This is a genomic window from Hydrogenophaga sp. (assembly GCF_030158645.1).
Classification (GTDB): Bacteria; Pseudomonadota; Gammaproteobacteria; order Burkholderiales; family Burkholderiaceae_C; genus Hydrogenophaga.
The window spans coordinates 37159-54350 of record NZ_JAOASO010000085.1 but is presented as its reverse complement, the minus strand read 5'-3'; the positions used below and the strand labels follow the sequence as shown (position 1 = coordinate 54350).

Here is a 17192-nt window from a genome sequence, read left to right as displayed (position 1 = left end):
GCGCCCGTGACGCCAACACCCTTCACGTAAACTCGACCCTCCACTTCCCGGGGGTTCTCCATGTTCGGCATCGCAGATTACGGCGCTTTTGTCGCCGCCATCGTCGTGTTTCTGCTCATTCCGGGGCCAGGCAATCTGGCGTTGGTCACTTCCACCGGCAAAGGCGGCATGCGCGGCGGGCTGGCTGCCACGCTGGGGCTGATCGCCGGTGATCAGGTGCTGATGTGGCTGGCGGTGGCCGGTGTGGCGGCCTTGCTCGCGGCCTACCCGGCGGCGTTCAGTGCGGTGCAGTGGCTTGGCGCCGCGTACCTCGCCTGGCTGGGGTTCAAGATGTTGGTGGCCAAACCGGGTGATGCACCCATTCTCAACATCCGCCCGCGCCAGTATTTCCAGCAGGCCATGGTCATCACCCTGCTGAACCCCAAGGCCATCGTGTTCTACATGGCGTTCTTCCCGCTGTTCGTGGACCCTGCCCGCCACAAGGGTCTGGTGACTTTTGGCGCCATGGCCGCCACCATCGCGGTGCTCACCTTCGCTTACGGCTTGGCGGTCACGCTGCTGACCCACTTTCTTGCCGAGCGCATGCGCGCCAATCCGGCCATCGGCCGTGCGCTGGAAAAGATCGCTGGCATCTTCCTCATCGGTTTCGGCATCAAGCTGGCCATCTCCAAATAAGAAGAACCCATGGCCAAGATCTTTTGCATTGCGAACCAGAAGGGCGGCGTCGGCAAGACCACCACCACGGTGAATCTGGCCGCCGGCCTGGCCAAGGTGGGTCAGCGGGTGCTGATGGTCGACCTCGATCCCCAGGGCAACGCCACCATGGGCTCGGGCGTTGACAAACGCCAGATGGCGCTCTCCGTGTACGACGTACTCCTGGAGTCGGCTTCGGTGGCCGAGGCGGCGGTGTATTCCGAGAAGTGCGGCTACCACGTGCTCGGCGCCAACCGCGAACTGGCGGGCGCCGAAGTGGAGCTGGTGGAGGTGGAGCGGCGCGAGAAGCGACTGAAAACCGCGCTGGCCGACGTGCTGGACAGCTACGACTTCGTGCTGATCGATTGCCCGCCGAGTTTGAGCATGCTCACCCTCAACGGCCTGTGCGCCGCGCACGGCGTGATCGTGCCCATGCAGTGCGAGTACTTCGCGCTCGAAGGCCTGACCGACCTGGTCAACACCATCAAGCAGGTGCACGCCAACCTCAACAAGGATCTGGCCATCATCGGCCTGCTGCGCGTCATGTTCGACCCGCGCATCACCCTGCAGCAGCAGGTGAGCGACCAGCTCAAGGCCCACTTCGGCGACAAGGTGTTCGACACCGTGATCCCGCGCAACGTGCGCCTGGCCGAAGCCCCGAGCTACGGTCTGCCCGGCGTGGTGTTCGACCCCGCTGCCCGCGGCAGCCAGGCCTTCGTCGCGTTCGCCAAGGAAATGGTCGATCGCATCGACAAACTCTGAAGTCCGGTTGTTTCACGTGAAACCTCACAACGTCCTCATCCTGCCCGGCTGGCAGAACAGCGGGCCCGAGCATTGGCAAAGCCGCTGGGAAACGACCCACGGCTACCGCCGGGTGGACCAGCACGACTGGCTGCAGCCCCGGCGCGGCGACTGGATCGCCCGACTGGAAGAGGTGCTGTTCACCTGCGACGAACCCGCTGTGCTCGTGGCCCACAGCCTGGGCTGCCTGCACACGGCGGCATGGGCGTCCCACTCCCTGAACACCGGTCGCGTCAAGGCCGCTCTGCTGGTGGCGCCCGGTGATGCCGAACGCGAAGAGATGCGCCCGGTGCTGCCGAGCTGGGCGCCCATTCCGATGCAGCGCCTGCCGTTTTCCAGCGTGCTGTTCGGCAGCCGCAACGACCCGTATTGCAGCTTCGAGCGCGCGCAAGCTTTCGCCACCGCCTGGGGATCGCGCTTCGTCGACCTGGGCGAGGCTGGCCACATCAACGCCGAGTCCGGCCTGGGCGACTGGCCCACCGGTCACGCGGTGCTCGCCGAACTCCTGAACCTTTGACATTCGAAAGACGACCCATGGTCACCAAAAAACCCAAGGGCCTCGGCCGCGGACTCGAAGCCTTGCTGGGCCCCAAAGTGGTCGACAGCGCGCCGGCCGATCCCGACAGCCTGCCGTCGAACCTGCCCCTCACGGAGCTGGTGGCCGGTCAGTACCAGCCGCGCACCCACATGGACGAGGGCGCGCTGTACGAGCTGGCGGAGAGCATCAAGGCCCAGGGCGTGATGCAGCCGATCCTGGTGCGCCGGCTCGCCGCTGGTCCGGACGCTGGGAAATACGAAATCATCGCTGGCGAGCGCCGTTTTCGCGCATCGAAGCTGGCCGGGCTGGAGAGCGTGCCGGTGCTGGTGCGCGACGTGCCCGACGAGTCGGCTGCTGCGATGGCGCTGATCGAGAACATGCAGCGCGAAGACCTCAATCCGCTGGAAGAAGCCCACGGTCTGCAACGTTTGGTGAAAGAGTTTGGGCTCACTCACGAACAGGCCGCACAGGCCGTGGGCCGCTCGCGCAGCGCCGCCAGCAACCTGCTGCGCCTGCTGCAACTGGCCGAGCCGGTGCAGACCATGCTGATGGCCGGCGACCTGGACATGGGCCACGCGCGTGCGCTGCTGGCGCTGGACAAGGCCCACCAGATCACGGCGGGCAACCAGATCGCGGCCAAAAAAATGTCGGTGCGCGAGGCCGAAAGCCTGGTGAAAAAACTCGGCGCCGAGTTTGAGCTGTCGCCGCAAAAGCTCAAAAAAGACAAATCGCGCGACATCCGCCGGGTGGAAGAAGAGCTGGCCGACCTGTTGATGGCCGAAGTCGAGGTGCGGGTGAAGAAGCGCGTCAAGCGCCACGGACGCGTCGAGGAGATGGGCGAACTGGCCATCCAGTTCGGTTCGCTGGACGAACTCAACGGCCTGATCGACAAGCTGCGCGGCGGCCGCTGAGCAAGCCGCCACCCCATCCGCGCATCAAGCGCCTTCTTTGACCACCGTGGTGGGTCCGTTGGTGCGCACCGACTCCATGCCCGACTGACGCGCGGCGGTGGTCTTGTACATCTGGCTGGTGCCGATGACCTGGTGGTTGGCGGCCTTGAGGTTGAAATAGAAGCGGCCGTCCGACGAGTCGCTGTGCGCGTAGGCCGACTCCACGGCACAGTTCTTCTGTACCGAAGCGATCCCGTTTTCGGCACCGGAGCGCGATTCGTAAGTTTCGCTGCGAAGAACGACTTCGCCGTTGCCCGCTTTCAGGACAAACGAAAATTGCCCCTTGTCGTTCTTGTTCAGTTCGTACCAACCCGCCATGTGACCCCCGTGAAGTGTGGATGAATGGACTTTTATCCTATCCACGCTCGGTGCAGCTCGGGAGCGGGTGATCCCTTGGGCTTGGCGTTGGAGCCAGCGAACCCTCACATCGAGAAGATCTTCCCCGGATTCATGATGTTGTCCGGGTCCAGCGCGCGCTTGATGGTGCGCATCATGTCCACCGCGCCGCTGCCGGCCTCGGTGAGCAGGAACGCCATCTTGTGCAGGCCCACGCCGTGCTCGCCGGTGCAGGTGCCTTCCAGACTCAGCGCGCGCGCCACCAGCTGGTGGTTGAGCTGCTCGGCCAGGGCGTGCTCCTCGGGCTTGGTCGGGTCGATCAAATAGCCGAAGTGGAAGTTGCCGTCGCCCACGTGGCCGACCAGGAAGTAGGGCAGGCCGGCCGCGTCGGCCTCGGTCACCGAGTCGAGCAGGCAGTCGGCCAGGCGGCTGATGGGCACGCAGGTGTCGGTGCTGATGGCGCGGCAGCCGGGCTTGCTCTGGATGGCGGCGAAGTAGGCGTTGTGCCGCGCGGTCCACAGGCGGGTGCGTTCTTCGGGTGTGTCGGCCCATTCAAAGGCCTGTCCACCGAAGTCGCCCGCGATCTCCTGCACCGTCTCGGCCTGTTCCTTCACGCTCGCGGGCGAGCCGTGGAACTCCATGAGCAACATGTTTTCCTCGCGCAGGCCCAGTTTGCTGTGGGCGTTGACCATGCGCACGGTGTTGTGGTCGATCAGTTCGCAGCGCGCGATCGGCACGCCGAGCTGGATCACCTGGATCACGGTGCGCACCGCGGCTTCGATGCTGGGGAACGAGCAGGTGGCCGCCGAGATGGCTTCGGGCAAGGGGTAGAGCTTGAGCGTGACCTCGGTGATCACGCCCAGCGTGCCTTCGCTGCCCACCATCAGGCGCGTGAGGTCGTAGCCGGCCGATGATTTTTTGGCGCGCGTGCCGGTGCGGATCACTTCACCGCTGGCCGTGACGACCTCGAGCGCCAGCACGTTCTCGCGCATGGTGCCGTAGCGCACCGCGTTCGTGCCGCTGGCGCGCGTGGCCGCCATGCCGCCGATGGACGCGTCGGCTCCCGGGTCGATCGGGAAGAACAGGCCCTCGCTCTTCACCGCTTCGTTGACCGCCTTGCGCGTCACGCCGGGCTGCACCGTCACGGTGAGGTCTTCGGCGTTGATGGCCAGCACGTTGTTCATGCGGCTCACGTCGATGCTGATGCCGCCCTGCACCGCGAGCAGGTGGCCTTCGAGCGAGGAGCCCACGCCGAACGGGATCACCGGCACGCGGTGGGCGGCGGCGAGCTTCACCGCGTCGGCCACGTCCTGCGTGCTCTGTGCGAACACCACGGCGGCGGGCGGTGGCACCTCGTAGACCGACTCGTCGCGGCCGTGCTGCTCGCGCACCACCAGGGCGGTGGAGCACTGCGCGCCAAAGCGGGCCTGCAGCGCCGCGATCAACGCCGGCGGCACCATGCGCTGGTGCACTGGGGGCGCGAGGTGGCTGTGGGCGGTGGGGGCGTTCATGGGCGGTCTCCGGCGCGGTTGTATCGACCAACCAGTTTAAGCCCGCAGCCGCGTGCGCGGCGCCCCGCGCGGGCGCACTCAGCTGCGGACTTTCCCGGCTGGCAGCAAGACGGCCGGCGCCCGGCTGGAACGTGTGCTGCCGGTGAGCGTGGGGTGGCCCGTGGTCCCCGTGAGGCTGGCGGCCTGGCCGTTGACGCGTGCGGCGTGCGTCGGCGGCACACTGGCCATGCCGGCCAGGCCCAGCGTGCACGCGGCGATCAGTTGCACGCTGCGGGCTTCGAAGTCGGCGAGTCGTTGTCGGCGTTGCGTCATCGGGGTCTCCTGAGAGTGAACAGGTGGCCATTAGCGCCTGCAACGGCGATCAAAGCCAGCGTTCTTGCCTCACGTTGCCTCGGTCACATTTCCCTGCGCTCCGTTACGACGGGCCAACGCTGCACAATCCGGCAACCCCCATTCAAATCAAGGACCTCCCATGGGCAACCGCCTCACACAAATCGCCACCCGCACCGGCGACGCCGGCACCACCGGTCTGGGCGACAACACCCGCGTCTCCAAGAACAGCCTGCGCGTGCACGCCATGGGCGATGTGGACGAACTCAACTCCAACATCGGCGTGCTGCTCTGCGAAGAGATGGCGCCCGATGTGCGGGCCGTGCTGGTGGAAATCCAGCACCAGCTCTTCAACCTCGGTGGCGAGCTGTCGATTCCCGGTTACGAGCTGCTCAAGCCCGAAGCCGTGATCGCGCTGGACGAAGCCCTGGCCGCCTACAACGAGGCCCTGCCGCGCCTGCAGGAGTTCATCCTGCCGGCGGGCTCGCGCGCGGCCAGCCAGGCCCACGTGTGCCGCACCGTGGCCCGCCGCGCCGAGCGCGCGGTGGTGGCGCTGGGCAACGAAGAGGCCTTGAAAGACACGCCGCGCCAGTACCTCAACCGCCTGAGCGACCTCATGTTCGTGCTGGCCCGCGTGCTCAACCGCATGAACGGCGGCGACGACGTGTACTGGAAGAGCGAGCGCATGGCCAAGGGTGCGGCTGAATGAAAGCCGCGATCGTCACCGCCGCCTGTGTGGCCGCTGCATTGCCGTTCACCGCATCGGCACAAAACAAGGCGTCCCCCAACGCGGCTTCGCCCGCCAGCGAAGTGACGCTGGTCTGCGAAGCGGTCTACCTGCCGGCGCGCACCACCTGGACCCGCACGGTGAGCATCGGCTATGACAAAAAACGCGTGCGCTCGGTGCAGATCGACGGCGTGCCGGTCTACACCTTCGCGATCCAGGAAACCGTGATCCTCACCGCGGTGGACAACGAACGCATCCAGATCGACACGGCGGCGCAGACCTGGAGCAGCGATTTCCGGGGGCAGGCGACGGCGATGGGGCGGTGCGAGCGGAGCTGAGGCCCGACACACAGGTCATCTCGCCCGAGACGTTCGTCAGGCCTTGCCGCGGCTGAGCAGCCAATACAGAAAGATCGCGCCGAAGGTGGCGGTGCCGATGCCGCCCAGGCCGAATTCGCCGAACTTCAGCGTGTACTCGCCGGTGCCCAGGATGATCGGGATGGCGGCCACCAGCAGGTTCTTGTTGTCCGAGAAGTCGACCTTGTTGTCGACCCAGATCTTGGCGCCGGCAATCGCGATGAGGCCGAACACCACGATGGACACACCGCCCATGACGGCCAGCGGGATCGCCTGGATCAGCGCGCCGAACTTCGGTGAGAAGCCCAGCACGATGGCGATGACCGCAGCCACGACAAACATGGCGGTGGAGTAGATCTTGGTGGCGGCCATCACGCCGATGTTCTCGGCGTAGGTGGTCACGCCGGTGCCGCCGGCCGCGCCGCTGACCATGGTGGCCACGCCGTCGCCGATGAAGGCTTTGCCGAGATACGGGTTGAGGTCGCGCCCGGTCATGGCGCTCACCGCCTTGATGTGGCCCAGGTTCTCCGCCACCAGGATCAGCGCCACCGGGGCGATGAGCAGCATGGCTTGCGCCTGGAACACCGGCGCGGCAAAGGTGGGCATGCCGAACCACGGCGCACTGGCGATGCCCGAGGCGTCGATGGGTTTGCCCAGGCCCAGGCCGTTGGTGAGCACGGCGTAGATCACGCTGGCCACGATCAGGCCGACCAGGATCAGGAGGCGCTGCGTCATGCCGCGCGCGTACACCGCCACCAGCGCCACGCTGATGAAGGTGATGGCCTGCATCCAGGCGTCAAACCCGGTGGGGGCCATGTTCTTGATGGGAATGGCGGCGAGGTTCAGACCGATCACGGCGACCACGGTGCCGGTGACCACCGGCGGCATGAGGCGTTCGATCCACCCCGTGCCCGTGGCCTGCACCAGGAAACCGATGAGGGTGTAGACCAGGCCGCAAATGATGATGCCGCCCAGGGCCACGCCCAGGTTGGCGTTGGGGCCCGGGCCGGCGTAGCCGCTGGCGGCGATCACCACGCCGATGAAGGCGAAGCTGGAGCCCAGGTAGCTCGGCACCTTGCCGCCGGTGATGAAGAAGAAAATCAGCGTGCCGATGCCGCTCATGAGGATGGCGACGTTGGGGTTGAAGCCCATGAGCAGCGGCGCCAGCACGGTGGCGCCAAACATGGCGATGACGTGCTGCACGCCCATGACGGTCGTTTGCGGCCAGGGCAGTCGTTCGTCGGGGGCGATCACGCCGCCGTTGTCGAGCGTGGCCGATGATTTTTCTGTCCAGTGGAACAGGCCCATGTGCGGGTCTCCTTGAGGTGGGTGGTGGATGGCCTTGAGGCCCGCAAGGATTGTGCCCGCAAGCGCAGGGCCAGACCGGCGTTCGCCATCTTCCAGAACGCGGGCCCGCGCTGTTAACCTGATGGCCAAAAAAGGACAACGGCATGAACGAGACAAGCACACCACCCCACACCCCACAGATTCGCCTGTACCAGCAGTGGCTGGCCGACCAGCGCGGCCTGCACTTTGACAACTACGACGCGCTCTGGCGCTGGTCCACCACCGACCTCGACGCTTTCTGGCAAAGCATCTGGGATTACTTCGACGTGTGTTCGCCCACGCCGCACACGGCCGTGCTGGAGCGCAACGTGATGCCGGGTGCCCGGTGGTTTCCGGGGGCCAGGGTCAACTACGCGCAGCAGGTGCTGCGCCACGTGCAGCCTGCGCACGACGCCGGCTTCATGGCCATCGTGAGCCGCAACGAAAAGGGCCACCACACCGAGATGAGCTGGCCCGAACTGCGCCGCCAGGTGGCGTCGCTGGCCTTGCACCTGCAGGCCCAGGGCGTGCAGCCCGGCGACCGCGTGGCGGCGTATTTGCCCAACATTCCCGAAGCGATGGTGGCGTTTCTGGCCACCGTGAGCGTGGGCGGTGTGTGGAGCATCTGCGCACCCGACATGGGCACCCACGCCGTGCTCGACCGCTTTCGCCAGATCGAACCGGTGGTGCTGATCGCCTGCGACGGCGTGACCTACGGCGCGCGCGATTTCGACCGCCTGGCCGTGGTGGCCGAGCTGCGCGCGGCCCTGCCCACGGTGCGCCACGTGGTGCTGCACACCAACCTGGCCGCCGACGATGCACAGGCCGCCGACCAGGCGCTGCAAGCCGCCGCACCCTGCACCGCGTTTGCGGACGCCACCGCGCGCATGGACACGGCCGTGGCGCAGTTCGAGCCGCTCTGGCTGCCTTTTGACCACCCGCTGTGGATCGTGTATTCGAGCGGCACCACCGGCCTGCCCAAGCCCATCGTGCACGGCCACGGCGGCACCACCATCGTGGCGCTGGCGCTCAAGATCCTGCACAACGACATCGGCTGCAGCTACGAGCCCAACAGCTGGGGCGAGCGTTACCACTGGTACAGCTCCACCGGCTGGGTGATGTGGAACGCGCAGACCAGCGGCCTGCTGGGTGGCACCACCTGCGTGATCTTTGACGGCAATCCGGGTGGCTCCAAAGACCAGCCCGACTGGACCACCCTCTGGCGCTTTGCGGCCGAGCAAGGCGTGACCTTTTTCGGTGCGGGCGCAGCGTTTTTTGCGAACTGCCTGAAGGCCGGTGTGGACCTGTCGACGTGTGGTGATCTCTCGGCGGTGCGCGCCTTGGGCAGCACGGGCTCGCCGCTGTCGGAAGATGCGCAGAACTGGGGGACTGAGCAGTTCCGGCGGCTTCGTTCCGTTCGCCCTGGGCCTGTCGACGGGCTCACCCACGTGGGGCTTCGACAGGCTCAGCCCGAACGGAGTCGTGTTCAGCCGGAGCAGGAACCAGACATCTGGTGGTGCAATATCTCCGGCGGCACCGACTTCGCCGGCGCATTCATCGGCGGCAACCGCGAGCTCCCGCAGACCCCTGGCCGCATGCAATGCCGCCTGATGGGTTGCGCCGTGGAAGCCTGGAACGAGCAGGGTCTGCCGGTGATGGACGAGGTGGGTGAGCTGGTGTGCACGCAGCCCATCCCGTCGATGCCGCTGTACTTCGTGGGCGATGTCGACAACAAGCGCCTGCTCGGCAGTTACTTCGACATGTACCCGGCCGGTCATGGCCGAAATCCCGGGGGAGGTGATCTCGGCAACGACGCCGGCGCCGTCTGGCGCCACGGCGACTGGCTGCGCATACACCCCGACGGCTCCTGTGTGATCTATGGCCGCTCGGACGCCACCATCAACCGCCACGGCCTGCGCATGGGCACCAGCGAGCTGTACAGCGCGGTCGAAGCCTTGCCCGAGGTGATGGACTCGATGGTGGTCGATCTGGAGTACCTGGGTCGCGAGAGCTACATGCCGCTGTTCGTGGTGCTGCGCGACGGCGTGACGCTCGACGACGCGGTGCGCGCGCGCATCACCGACAGCATCCGCACCGCACTCTCGCCGCGCTTCGTGCCCAACGACGTGTTCCAGGTGGCCGAGATCCCGCGCACGCTGTCTGGCAAGAAGCAGGAACTGCCGATCAAGAAGCTGCTGCTGGGCCAGCCGCTGGAAAAAGTGATCAACAAGGAGGCCATGGCCAACCCGGGTTGTCTCGACTGGTACGTGGATTTCGCGGTGCGCCGCCCGGCGGCCTGAGCGCCCGGTCTTCGGGCTAACCCGCTGTTGGCCCGACCGTCCTTGCGCTAACTTGGAGATCCCGCCAAGAACCGGAGACGCGCATGCAGCCCACCGACCGTTCTGTCAGCCGCCGCCAGGCGCTCACCCTGGCTGCCAGTGGCGCCGCTGCGGTGGCCGCACCGGGCTTGTTCAGCGGCGCGGCGTGGGCGCAAGACAAGTTTCCGTCGCGCCCCATCACCCTCATCGCACCCTGGCCCGCCGGCGGCAGCAGCGACGGCGTGATGCGCGCGCTGGCCCAGAGCGCCAGCAAGGCGCTGGGCGTGCCGGTGGTGATCGAGAACAAGCCCGGGGTGGGTGGCACGCTGGGCGCCAGCGCCATGGTGCAGGCCAAGCCCGACGGCTACACCCTCACGCAGCTGCCGCTGGGCGTTTACCGCCTGCCGCACATGCAGACCATGCCGTTCAACCCGGTGACCGATCTCACCCACATCGTCTGCCTCACCGGCTACACCTTCGGCCTGGCCTGCACGGCCGACGCACCGTTCAAGACGCTCAAGGAGATGGTGGCCTACGCCAAGGCCAACCCGGGCAAGCTCGAATACGGCCACACCGGCACCGGCACCACGCCGCACCTGGCGATCGAAGAGTTCAGCGAGAAGGCGGGCATCCAGCTCAACCCGATCCCGTTCAAGGGCTCGGCCGAAATCATGAGTTCCATCCTCGGGGGCCACATCCGCATGATGAGCGGCACCACGGAGTTTGCGCCGCACGTGCAGAGTGGCAAGCTGCGCCTGCTGGCCACGCTGGGTCGGGAGCGCAACAAGGCCTTCCCCGACGTGCCCACGGTGAAGGAAAGCGGCTGGGACACCATCACCGAATCGCCGTTCGGCATCGGCGGCCCCAAAGGCATGGACCCGGCCGTGGTGAAGGTGCTGCACGACGCCTTCAAGAGCACGCTGGACGACCCCGAGGTCAAGGCCACCTTCGACAAGTTCTACCAGCCCACGATCTACATGAACACGGCTGACTACACGGCGTATGCGGCGCGCACGTTTGCGGCGGAGAAAGCGACGATCGAGCGACTGGGCCTGTCGAAAAAGAGCTGACGGCTATCGTTTGCTCACCAGCACGATGCCGACCGCCACACCCACCAGGGCCAGCACCAGCTGCGGCGTGAGCGGCTCGCCCAGCAGCACCACGCCGAACACCAGCGCGAACACCGGCGTGAGGAAGGTGAAGGTCGACATCTGCGTGGCCGGGTAGTGGCGCAGCATCCACATCCAGGTGAGGTAGCTCGCGAACGCGCCCACCACGGTCTGGATGGCCAGCGAACCCCAGGCCTGCGCCGAGTAATCCAGCGACCACGCCTCGCCCAACGCGAGCGAGATGAGGGGCGCCACCGCCGCCGTCACGGCCACTTGGTAGAACAGGGTTTTCTCCGGGCTGGCGCTGGCGAGTTTCGTGGCGCGGATCGTCAGTGTGGTCAGGCCCCAGAGCACACCCGCCGCCAGCGCCATGGCATCGCCCAGCCACGCGCCGGCCACGGGTGAGCCGTGCATGAAGCCTTCGCCGAACGCGAGCGCCACCGCCGCAAACGCGATCACCAGGCCCACCCACTGGATGCGCCGCAGCTTCTCGCCGGGCACCACGCGCGGCAGCAACAGCGCCACCACAAAGGGGCTGGTGTAGAGGAACACCGTGAGGCGCGAGGCGGTGGTGTGCATCAGCCCGAGGTAGATGAAGGCGAACTCCCCCGCGAACAGGGCGCCGGCGAGCAGGCCGGCCTTGAGCGTGCCGTCGCGCTGGAACAGGGGCACACCACGCACCGCGCACCACAGCCCGAGCAGCACCGCCGCCCCCCAGAAGCGCAGCGAGGCTTGCCACAGCGGCGGCACTTCGCCCACCGTGGACTTGATCAGGATCTGCTGAAACCCCCAGAAGGCACAACACACCACGAGCAGCGTGATGGCGAGGGCGTCGAGGTGGGTCTTGCGGGCGTTGGACGGGCTCATGCGCGCATTGTCGCGAGGTCGCGCGCGGCGCACTGTCGCTGGTGCGCGCGCCGGTCAGAGCGGGTGTTCGGTGTAGAAGCGCCCGCCGTGGAACAGCAGCGGTGAGGCGTCGGAGCGGTGGCTGCAGCGCTCCACCTCGCCGACAAAGATCACGTGGTCGCCTTCGGCGTACTGGCTGCGGTTGAAACACTCGAACGACGCGGCGGCGCCTTCGAGCAAGGGCGCGCCGTTGCCGCCCTCGCGAAACGCCACGCCGGCCCAGCGGTCGGTGTCCTTGGCGGCGAACTGTTCGGCCAGCGCCTGCTGGTCTGCTGCGAGCACGTTGATGGCGTAGTGGCGTCCATTGGAAAACGCCGCCATCGAGCCCGCTGATTTGCCCAGGCTCCAGAGCACCAGTGGCGGACTCAGCGAGACCGAGTTGAACGAATTGGCGGTGAGGCCCACGAGTTCACCCTGGTCGGTGCGCGCGGTGACGATGGTCACGCCGGTGGCGAACATGCCCAGCGAGGCTCGGAACTCGCGCGCCGAGAAATCGGGTGCGCGGGCCTGCAGGACGGTTGGGCGGGCAGAAGACATGGTGGGCGGGGTCCAGAGCGTGCAACGGCAAAGACACGATTCTCGGCGATCGCCGCGGTTGGCCGGTCCCATCCCTAGAATGCCGTGATGCCCAGCAGCCCATTGATCCGCGCGAAGCCCCGTTCGCCGTTGTTGCCCACCCTGATGCTGGGCGTCGGGCTGGCGCTGGTTCCGGGTGCGCAAGCCAGCTCGGCGCTGCGCGGACCGCCGCACCACCGCACCGTGGTGCCCGCCAGCGCGGCGCCCTGCGTGCACCTCTCGGCCCGCCTGCCGCACATGGGTCGCGCGCTGTGCGACGCCGCCGAACTGGCACCGACCACCGGCCGTTCGTCACAGGGGCGCACGCTCTACGCGCGCGATGTGGTGGCGCCACAAGCGCGCCTGCGCGTGCTGGTGGTGGGGGCCATCCACGGCGACGAAATGTCGTCGGCCTCGGTGGCCTTGCACTGGATACAGCACGCGCTCAAGGAACCGGCCGATGCGCACTGGCGCTTCATTCCCGTGCTCAACCCCGATGGCCTGCTGGCGCGGCCCGCCAAACGCGTGAACGCGCGCGGCGTGGACCTGAACCGCAACTTTCCCACCCCCAACTGGGCCAGCGACGCCAAGGTGTACTGGGAGCAGCGCACGCGCAAGGACCCGCGGCGCTGGCCTGGCCCCAGCCCGCTGTCCGAGCCCGAGACGCGGTTTTTGCACGAGGAAATGGCGCGCTTTCAGCCGCACCTGATCGTGAGCATCCACGCACCCTACGGCGTGCTCGACTTCGATGGCCCGGGCGCACCACCGCCCAAGCTCGGGCGGCTCTACCTGGACCAGGTGGGCATCTTCCCCGGCAGCCTGGGCAATTACGGTGGCGTGCACCGTGGCATGCCGGTGGTCACGATCGAACTGCCCAACGCCTTTCGCGCACCGCTGGAGAGCGAGATGCGGCAGATGTGGATGGACCTGCAGGGCTGGATGGTGGAGCGCCTGCGGCCCTGAGCCGATTCAGGCCTGGCCGGGCGGCTGGGCGACCCGCAGGCGCGCCGAGGTCGACGCACCGTGTGCCGCACGCGGCATGCCGTGAAAGCCGAAGTCCATGGCCGGTTGTTCTCCACTGATCAGCTCCGCCAGGGCCTTGCCGGAACCCGCGCCGTGGGTCCAGCCCAGCGTGCCGTGGCCGGCGTTGATCCAGAGGTTTTTCAAAGGCAGGCGGCCAATGAGCGGGATGTTGGTCGGCGTGGCCGGGCGCAGGCCGCACCAGAACTGGGGGTCGCCGCCCTGCTCGGGCGTGCGGGTGTCGGCCACACCCGGAAACACCTGCTCGATGCGGCGCACCAGCATTTCGCAGCGCTTCTTCGCCAGCGGGGTGTCCAGTGACAGGTCAAACCCGCCGAGCTCGATGGTGCCGGCCACGCGCAGCTGGTTGCCCAGGCGCGAGACCGCGATCTTGAGCTGGTCGTCGATCATGCTCACGCTGGGCGCTTTCTCGGGCTGGAGCAGCGGCAACGTGGCGCTGTAGCCCTTGCCGGGATAGATCGGCACGCTCAGTCCGATCGTTTGGAGCAGCGGTGTGGTGTAGGAGCCGCTGGCCACCACAAAGGCGTCGGCCTTGAGCACGTGCGCGCTGCCGCTCTGGCGGTCGCGCACCCGCACTTCGCGGATCTGTTGGCCGTCGCTGTCCAGGCGCTCGATGTCGTGGCCGAACATCAGCCGCGCGCCGCGCTGACCGCACAGGGCGGCCAGTTGTTGCGTGAAGCTGCGCGCGTCGCCCGATTCGTCGCTCTGCGTGTAGGTGCCGCCTTTGATGCGGTCGGCAAACGCGCTGAGTGCGGGCTCGATGGCCAGCAGCTCATGGCGCGAAACCACCCGGCGCTTGACGCCGAAACGCTGCATGACGGCAGCCGCTTCGGCGGCCCCGTCGAAGGATTTCTGGTCGGTGTAGTAGTGCGCAATGCCGCGCTCCAGCCGGTGGTAGTCGATGCCGGTGGCGGCCACCACGGCCTTGAGCGCGCTGTGGCTGTAGGAGCCCAGCGCCACCAGTTGCGCCACGTTGCGTTCGAAGGCGGCGTCGTTGCACTGCGCCAGGAACTGCAGGCCCCAGCGCCATTGCGCCCAGTCGAGCTGCGGGCGGAACAGCAGCGGCGACTCGTCGGAGAACATCCACTTCAGGGTCTTGAGCGGCGCGTCCTTGTTGGCCCAGGGCTCGCAGTAGCTCACGGAAATCTGCGCCGCATTGGCGAAGCTGGTTTCCAGCGCGGCGTCGCTCTGGCGGTCGACCAGCGTCACCTCGTGACCACGTTCCAGCAGGTGCCACGCCGTGCTGACTCCAATGATGCCCGCGCCCAAAATGGTGACCTGCATGATCTGTTCCTCAAAGGGATGAAACTGATCGAAGTATGAAAAGAAGCGGCTTCTAAGTGAAGCGAAATTAAACTAAAATTTCGAGCATCAGAACTGCTTATACGAGCAGCGAGCACCCTCAAGCACCCCATGAGCACCTTCGATCCCGACGCCCTCGAATGCCTGGCAGCCATCATTGAAGAGGGTGGCTTCGAGCGCGCTGCGCAGCGCCTGTCGATCACGCAGTCGGCGGTGTCGCAACGCCTGCGGGCCCTGGAGGCGCAGGTCGGCACCGTGCTCATCGTGCGCAGCCGCCCGCTCAAGCCCACGCCGGCTGGCCAGCTCATGCTCAAGCACGCCAAGATGATGCGGTTGCTGCGTGCCGATCTGGAAAAAGACCTGAAGGAGCTCGCCCCCAGTTCCACCGGCAGCGGCCGCGAAGAGGAGCGCATTTCGGTGGCCATCAACGCCGACAGCATCGCCACCTGGGCCCTGCCCGCACTGGACGACCTGGCGCAGAACGGGCTGCCGATCGAAATCATCACCGACGACCAGGAGTTCACCCACGAGTGGCTGCGCGAAGGCCAGGTGCTGGGCTGTGTCACATCGCTCGGGCAGGCGCTGCGCGGCTGCAAGATGGAAGCGCTGGGCAGCATGGACTACGTGGCCGTGGCGCGCGCCGATTTCGCTTCGCAGCATTGCCCCAAGGGGCTGAACGCACACAACTTCCACAAGGTCCCGTTCGTGGCCTTCAACCGCAAGGACAACCTGCAGCACGGCTTCGTGATGAAGGCTTTCGGCCTGCCGCGGGTGATGCTCAAGCAGTTGTTTGTGCCGTCCAGCGAAGGGCAGGTGCGCGCGGTGCAGGCCGGCTGGGGCGTGAGCGTGGTGCCCGAACTGCAGGTCCGCGAACTCATTGCATCGGGCGAACTGGTCAACCTGGCGCCGCGCCACCGGCTGGGCGTGGCGCTGTACTGGCACTGCTGGAACCTGAGTTCGGACGTGCTCGACGCCCTGAGCAAGGCCCTGCGCAACGCCGCCGCCAACAACTTGCGCCCGGCCACCTGAAACAGAAAAGCCCCGCCGAAGCGGGGCTTTTTGCGAGCAAGTGCCCGCTTACTTGGGCATGATCACGGTGTCGATTACGTGGATCACGCCGTTGTCGGCCGCGATGTCGGTCTTGACCACGTTGGCCGAGTCCACTTTCACACCGCCGGTGGTGGCCACGGTGATCGAGCTGCCTTGCACGGTTTTGACCATGCCGGCTTTCACGTCCTTGGCCATCACCTTGCCGGGCACCACGTGGTAGGTCAGCACCTTGGTCAGGGCGGCTTTGTCTTTCAGCAAGGCGTCCAGCGTGGCCTTGGGGATCTTGGCGAAGGCTTCGTCGGTGGGTGCGAACACGGTGAACGGGCCGGGACCCTTGAGCGTGTCGACCAGGCCGGCGGCCTGAACAGCGGTCACCAGGGTTTTGAACGAACCCGCGGCCACGGCGGTGTCCACGATGTCGGCGGCTTGGGCCGAGGTGAGTGCGCCGAAAGCCAGGAGGGATGCGAGCAGTGTCTTTTTCATGGTGATTTCCTTGAGAGGGGTTGAAGAGACGGGAGACCGGGGCAGAGACGTTTGCCCCTGCTTGACCGCAATCCTACCTTCACAAGTCAAAACGTGACCAATGAGTATGTAACAATACTTATCGGTAGGGATATCGACGAATTCGTCGGTATCGGGCAGAATCCAACCCGTACCAAAAGGCTTGCCCCATGACCAGCGCTGTCGAAAAAACGCCCCCCGAAACCCCGCAAAAACGCAGCTTCCGCCAGCAAATGCACCTGGCGCGCGAGGACGCGATCGTCTCCGCGGTGAACCGGTTGCTGGCCGAAAAAGGCTTTGACGCCATGACGGTGGATGAGGTCGCCGCCGAAGTCGGCATCGCCAAGGCCAGCCTCTACAAACACTTTCCCAGCAAGGAAGACCTGGCCGCCGCGGCCATGGTGCGTGTGATGGAGCGCGCTCGCGCCTTTCTCGACAGCCTGGAAGGCCGCGTCGGGAGCGCGCCGATCGAGCAGCTCAGGGCCGTGGCCCGCTGGACCATGGAAGTGCAGCTCGCGGGGGAGATGCCATCGCTGCCCAGTGCCAATTCCAGCCTGCGCGCCTCGCTCACCACCAACAAAGCCTATGTGGACGGACTCATGGACGTGAGCGAGCGTTTGGGTGGCTGGATCACGCAGGCGCAGGCCGACGGAAGCCTCAACAACGCCCTGCCGCCGGTCGCCGTGCTTTACACGCTCTTTGCACGGGCCTGCGATCCGGTGCTGGGTTTTCTCAAGGGCTCGGGCCAGTACAGCGTTGAGGAGATCATCGAGATGGTGCTCAGCACCTGCTTCGATGGACTGAAATCGCGCTGATCGCCAGCGTTCGACGCACAAGAAAAA

19 protein-coding genes are annotated in these 17192 nt (G+C 66.5%); 11 read left to right on the top strand and 8 right to left on the bottom strand.

What is annotated here, in order from left to right:
* Window positions 1-60 precede the first annotated feature (60 nt).
* From Q1W68_RS08490 to Q1W68_RS08475, 4 genes are read left to right on the top strand one after another with little or no spacing between them, the layout of a single operon-like run.
* Window positions 61-675: a LysE family transporter gene (locus Q1W68_RS08490; protein WP_300716164.1), complete on the top strand. Its 615-nt coding sequence runs from the start codon at window positions 61-63 to the stop codon at window positions 673-675.
* A 9-nt stretch (window positions 676-684) separates the two neighbouring features.
* On the top strand, window positions 685-1455 hold the full coding sequence (locus tag Q1W68_RS08485) for an AAA family ATPase (RefSeq protein WP_300661554.1): 771 nt from the start codon (window positions 685-687) through the stop codon (window positions 1453-1455).
* Between the two features lie 16 nt (window positions 1456-1471).
* Window positions 1472-2011 carry an alpha/beta hydrolase gene (locus tag Q1W68_RS08480; RefSeq protein ID WP_300661551.1) on the top strand — a complete coding sequence of 180 codons (540 nt, stop codon included), beginning with the start codon at window positions 1472-1474 and terminating at the stop codon, window positions 2009-2011.
* 17 nt (window positions 2012-2028) lie between these two features.
* Window positions 2029-2943: a ParB/RepB/Spo0J family partition protein gene (locus Q1W68_RS08475; protein WP_300716160.1), complete on the top strand. Its 915-nt coding sequence runs from the start codon at window positions 2029-2031 to the stop codon at window positions 2941-2943.
* 24 nt (window positions 2944-2967) lie between these two features.
* Here the strand turns inward: Q1W68_RS08475 and Q1W68_RS08470 are convergent, their stop codons facing one another.
* From Q1W68_RS08470 to Q1W68_RS08460, 3 genes are all read right to left on the bottom strand, one after another.
* Window positions 2968-3300, bottom strand: coding sequence for a YegP family protein (locus Q1W68_RS08470; protein WP_300716158.1), 333 nt, complete (start codon window positions 3298-3300; stop codon window positions 2968-2970).
* Between the two features lie 104 nt (window positions 3301-3404).
* Complete coding sequence (locus Q1W68_RS08465; protein WP_300655995.1) at window positions 3405-4829, bottom strand: FAD-linked oxidase C-terminal domain-containing protein; 1425 nt, start codon at window positions 4827-4829, stop codon at window positions 3405-3407.
* A gap of 78 nt (window positions 4830-4907) precedes the next feature.
* On the bottom strand, window positions 4908-5141 hold the full coding sequence (locus Q1W68_RS08460; RefSeq protein ID WP_300655997.1) for a hypothetical protein: 234 nt from the start codon (window positions 5139-5141) through the stop codon (window positions 4908-4910).
* Between the two features lie 160 nt (window positions 5142-5301).
* On the opposite strand from Q1W68_RS08460, the gene Q1W68_RS08455 reads away from it, so the two are divergent.
* Both Q1W68_RS08455 and Q1W68_RS08450 read left to right on the top strand, forming a co-directional pair.
* Complete coding sequence (locus Q1W68_RS08455; protein ID WP_300716155.1) at window positions 5302-5868, top strand: cob(I)yrinic acid a,c-diamide adenosyltransferase; 567 nt, start codon at window positions 5302-5304, stop codon at window positions 5866-5868.
* The gene (locus Q1W68_RS08450; RefSeq protein ID WP_300656000.1) at window positions 5865-6224 is read left to right on the top strand and encodes a hypothetical protein; all 360 of its coding nucleotides are present in this window, start codon (window positions 5865-5867) and stop codon (window positions 6222-6224) included. The genes Q1W68_RS08455 and Q1W68_RS08450 overlap by 4 nt, the downstream gene beginning before the upstream one ends.
* Before the next feature lie 36 nt (window positions 6225-6260).
* Here Q1W68_RS08450 and Q1W68_RS08445 read toward each other — a convergent pair whose 3' ends face one another.
* Complete coding sequence (locus Q1W68_RS08445) at window positions 6261-7550, bottom strand: solute carrier family 23 protein (protein ID WP_300656001.1); 1290 nt, start codon at window positions 7548-7550, stop codon at window positions 6261-6263.
* A 143-nt stretch (window positions 7551-7693) separates the two neighbouring features.
* On the opposite strand from Q1W68_RS08445, the gene Q1W68_RS08440 reads away from it, so the two are divergent.
* Both Q1W68_RS08440 and Q1W68_RS08435 read left to right on the top strand, forming a co-directional pair.
* Entirely contained in the window at window positions 7694-9868 is a 2175-nt protein-coding gene (locus tag Q1W68_RS08440) for an acetoacetate--CoA ligase (protein ID WP_300716151.1), read from the top strand.
* A gap of 83 nt (window positions 9869-9951) precedes the next feature.
* Window positions 9952-10956, top strand: a complete 1005-nt coding sequence (locus Q1W68_RS08435; RefSeq protein ID WP_300656004.1) for a tripartite tricarboxylate transporter substrate binding protein — start codon at window positions 9952-9954, stop codon at window positions 10954-10956.
* Between the two features lie 3 nt (window positions 10957-10959).
* On the opposite strand, the gene Q1W68_RS08430 is transcribed toward Q1W68_RS08435, so the two are convergent.
* Window positions 10960-11862: a DMT family transporter gene (locus Q1W68_RS08430; RefSeq protein WP_300656006.1), complete on the bottom strand. Its 903-nt coding sequence runs from the start codon at window positions 11860-11862 to the stop codon at window positions 10960-10962.
* A gap of 54 nt (window positions 11863-11916) precedes the next feature.
* Window positions 11917-12438, bottom strand: a complete 522-nt coding sequence (locus Q1W68_RS08425; RefSeq protein ID WP_300716148.1) for a flavin reductase family protein — start codon at window positions 12436-12438, stop codon at window positions 11917-11919.
* A gap of 87 nt (window positions 12439-12525) precedes the next feature.
* Here Q1W68_RS08425 and Q1W68_RS08420 point away from each other — a divergent pair, with 87 nt between their 5' ends.
* Entirely contained in the window at window positions 12526-13419 is an 894-nt protein-coding gene (locus Q1W68_RS08420; RefSeq protein ID WP_300661522.1) for a M14 family murein peptide amidase A, read from the top strand.
* A gap of 6 nt (window positions 13420-13425) precedes the next feature.
* On the opposite strand, the gene Q1W68_RS08415 is transcribed toward Q1W68_RS08420, so the two are convergent.
* Window positions 13426-14781: a D-amino acid dehydrogenase gene (locus Q1W68_RS08415; protein ID WP_300716146.1), complete on the bottom strand. Its 1356-nt coding sequence runs from the start codon at window positions 14779-14781 to the stop codon at window positions 13426-13428.
* 129 nt (window positions 14782-14910) lie between these two features.
* Here Q1W68_RS08415 and Q1W68_RS08410 point away from each other — a divergent pair, with 129 nt between their 5' ends.
* A complete protein-coding gene (locus tag Q1W68_RS08410) occupies window positions 14911-15828 on the top strand; it encodes a LysR family transcriptional regulator ArgP (RefSeq protein WP_300716144.1) in 918 nt (305 codons plus the stop codon).
* 48 nt (window positions 15829-15876) lie between these two features.
* Here Q1W68_RS08410 and Q1W68_RS08405 read toward each other — a convergent pair whose 3' ends face one another.
* Window positions 15877-16332 (bottom strand): fasciclin domain-containing protein, encoded by a 456-nt coding sequence (locus tag Q1W68_RS08405; protein ID WP_300656015.1) that lies wholly within the window; start codon window positions 16330-16332, stop codon window positions 15877-15879.
* 188 nt (window positions 16333-16520) lie between these two features.
* Here Q1W68_RS08405 and Q1W68_RS08400 point away from each other — a divergent pair, with 188 nt between their 5' ends.
* On the top strand, window positions 16521-17165 hold the full coding sequence (locus tag Q1W68_RS08400) for a TetR/AcrR family transcriptional regulator (RefSeq protein WP_300656017.1): 645 nt from the start codon (window positions 16521-16523) through the stop codon (window positions 17163-17165).
* Window positions 17166-17192: the final 27 nt, after the last annotated feature.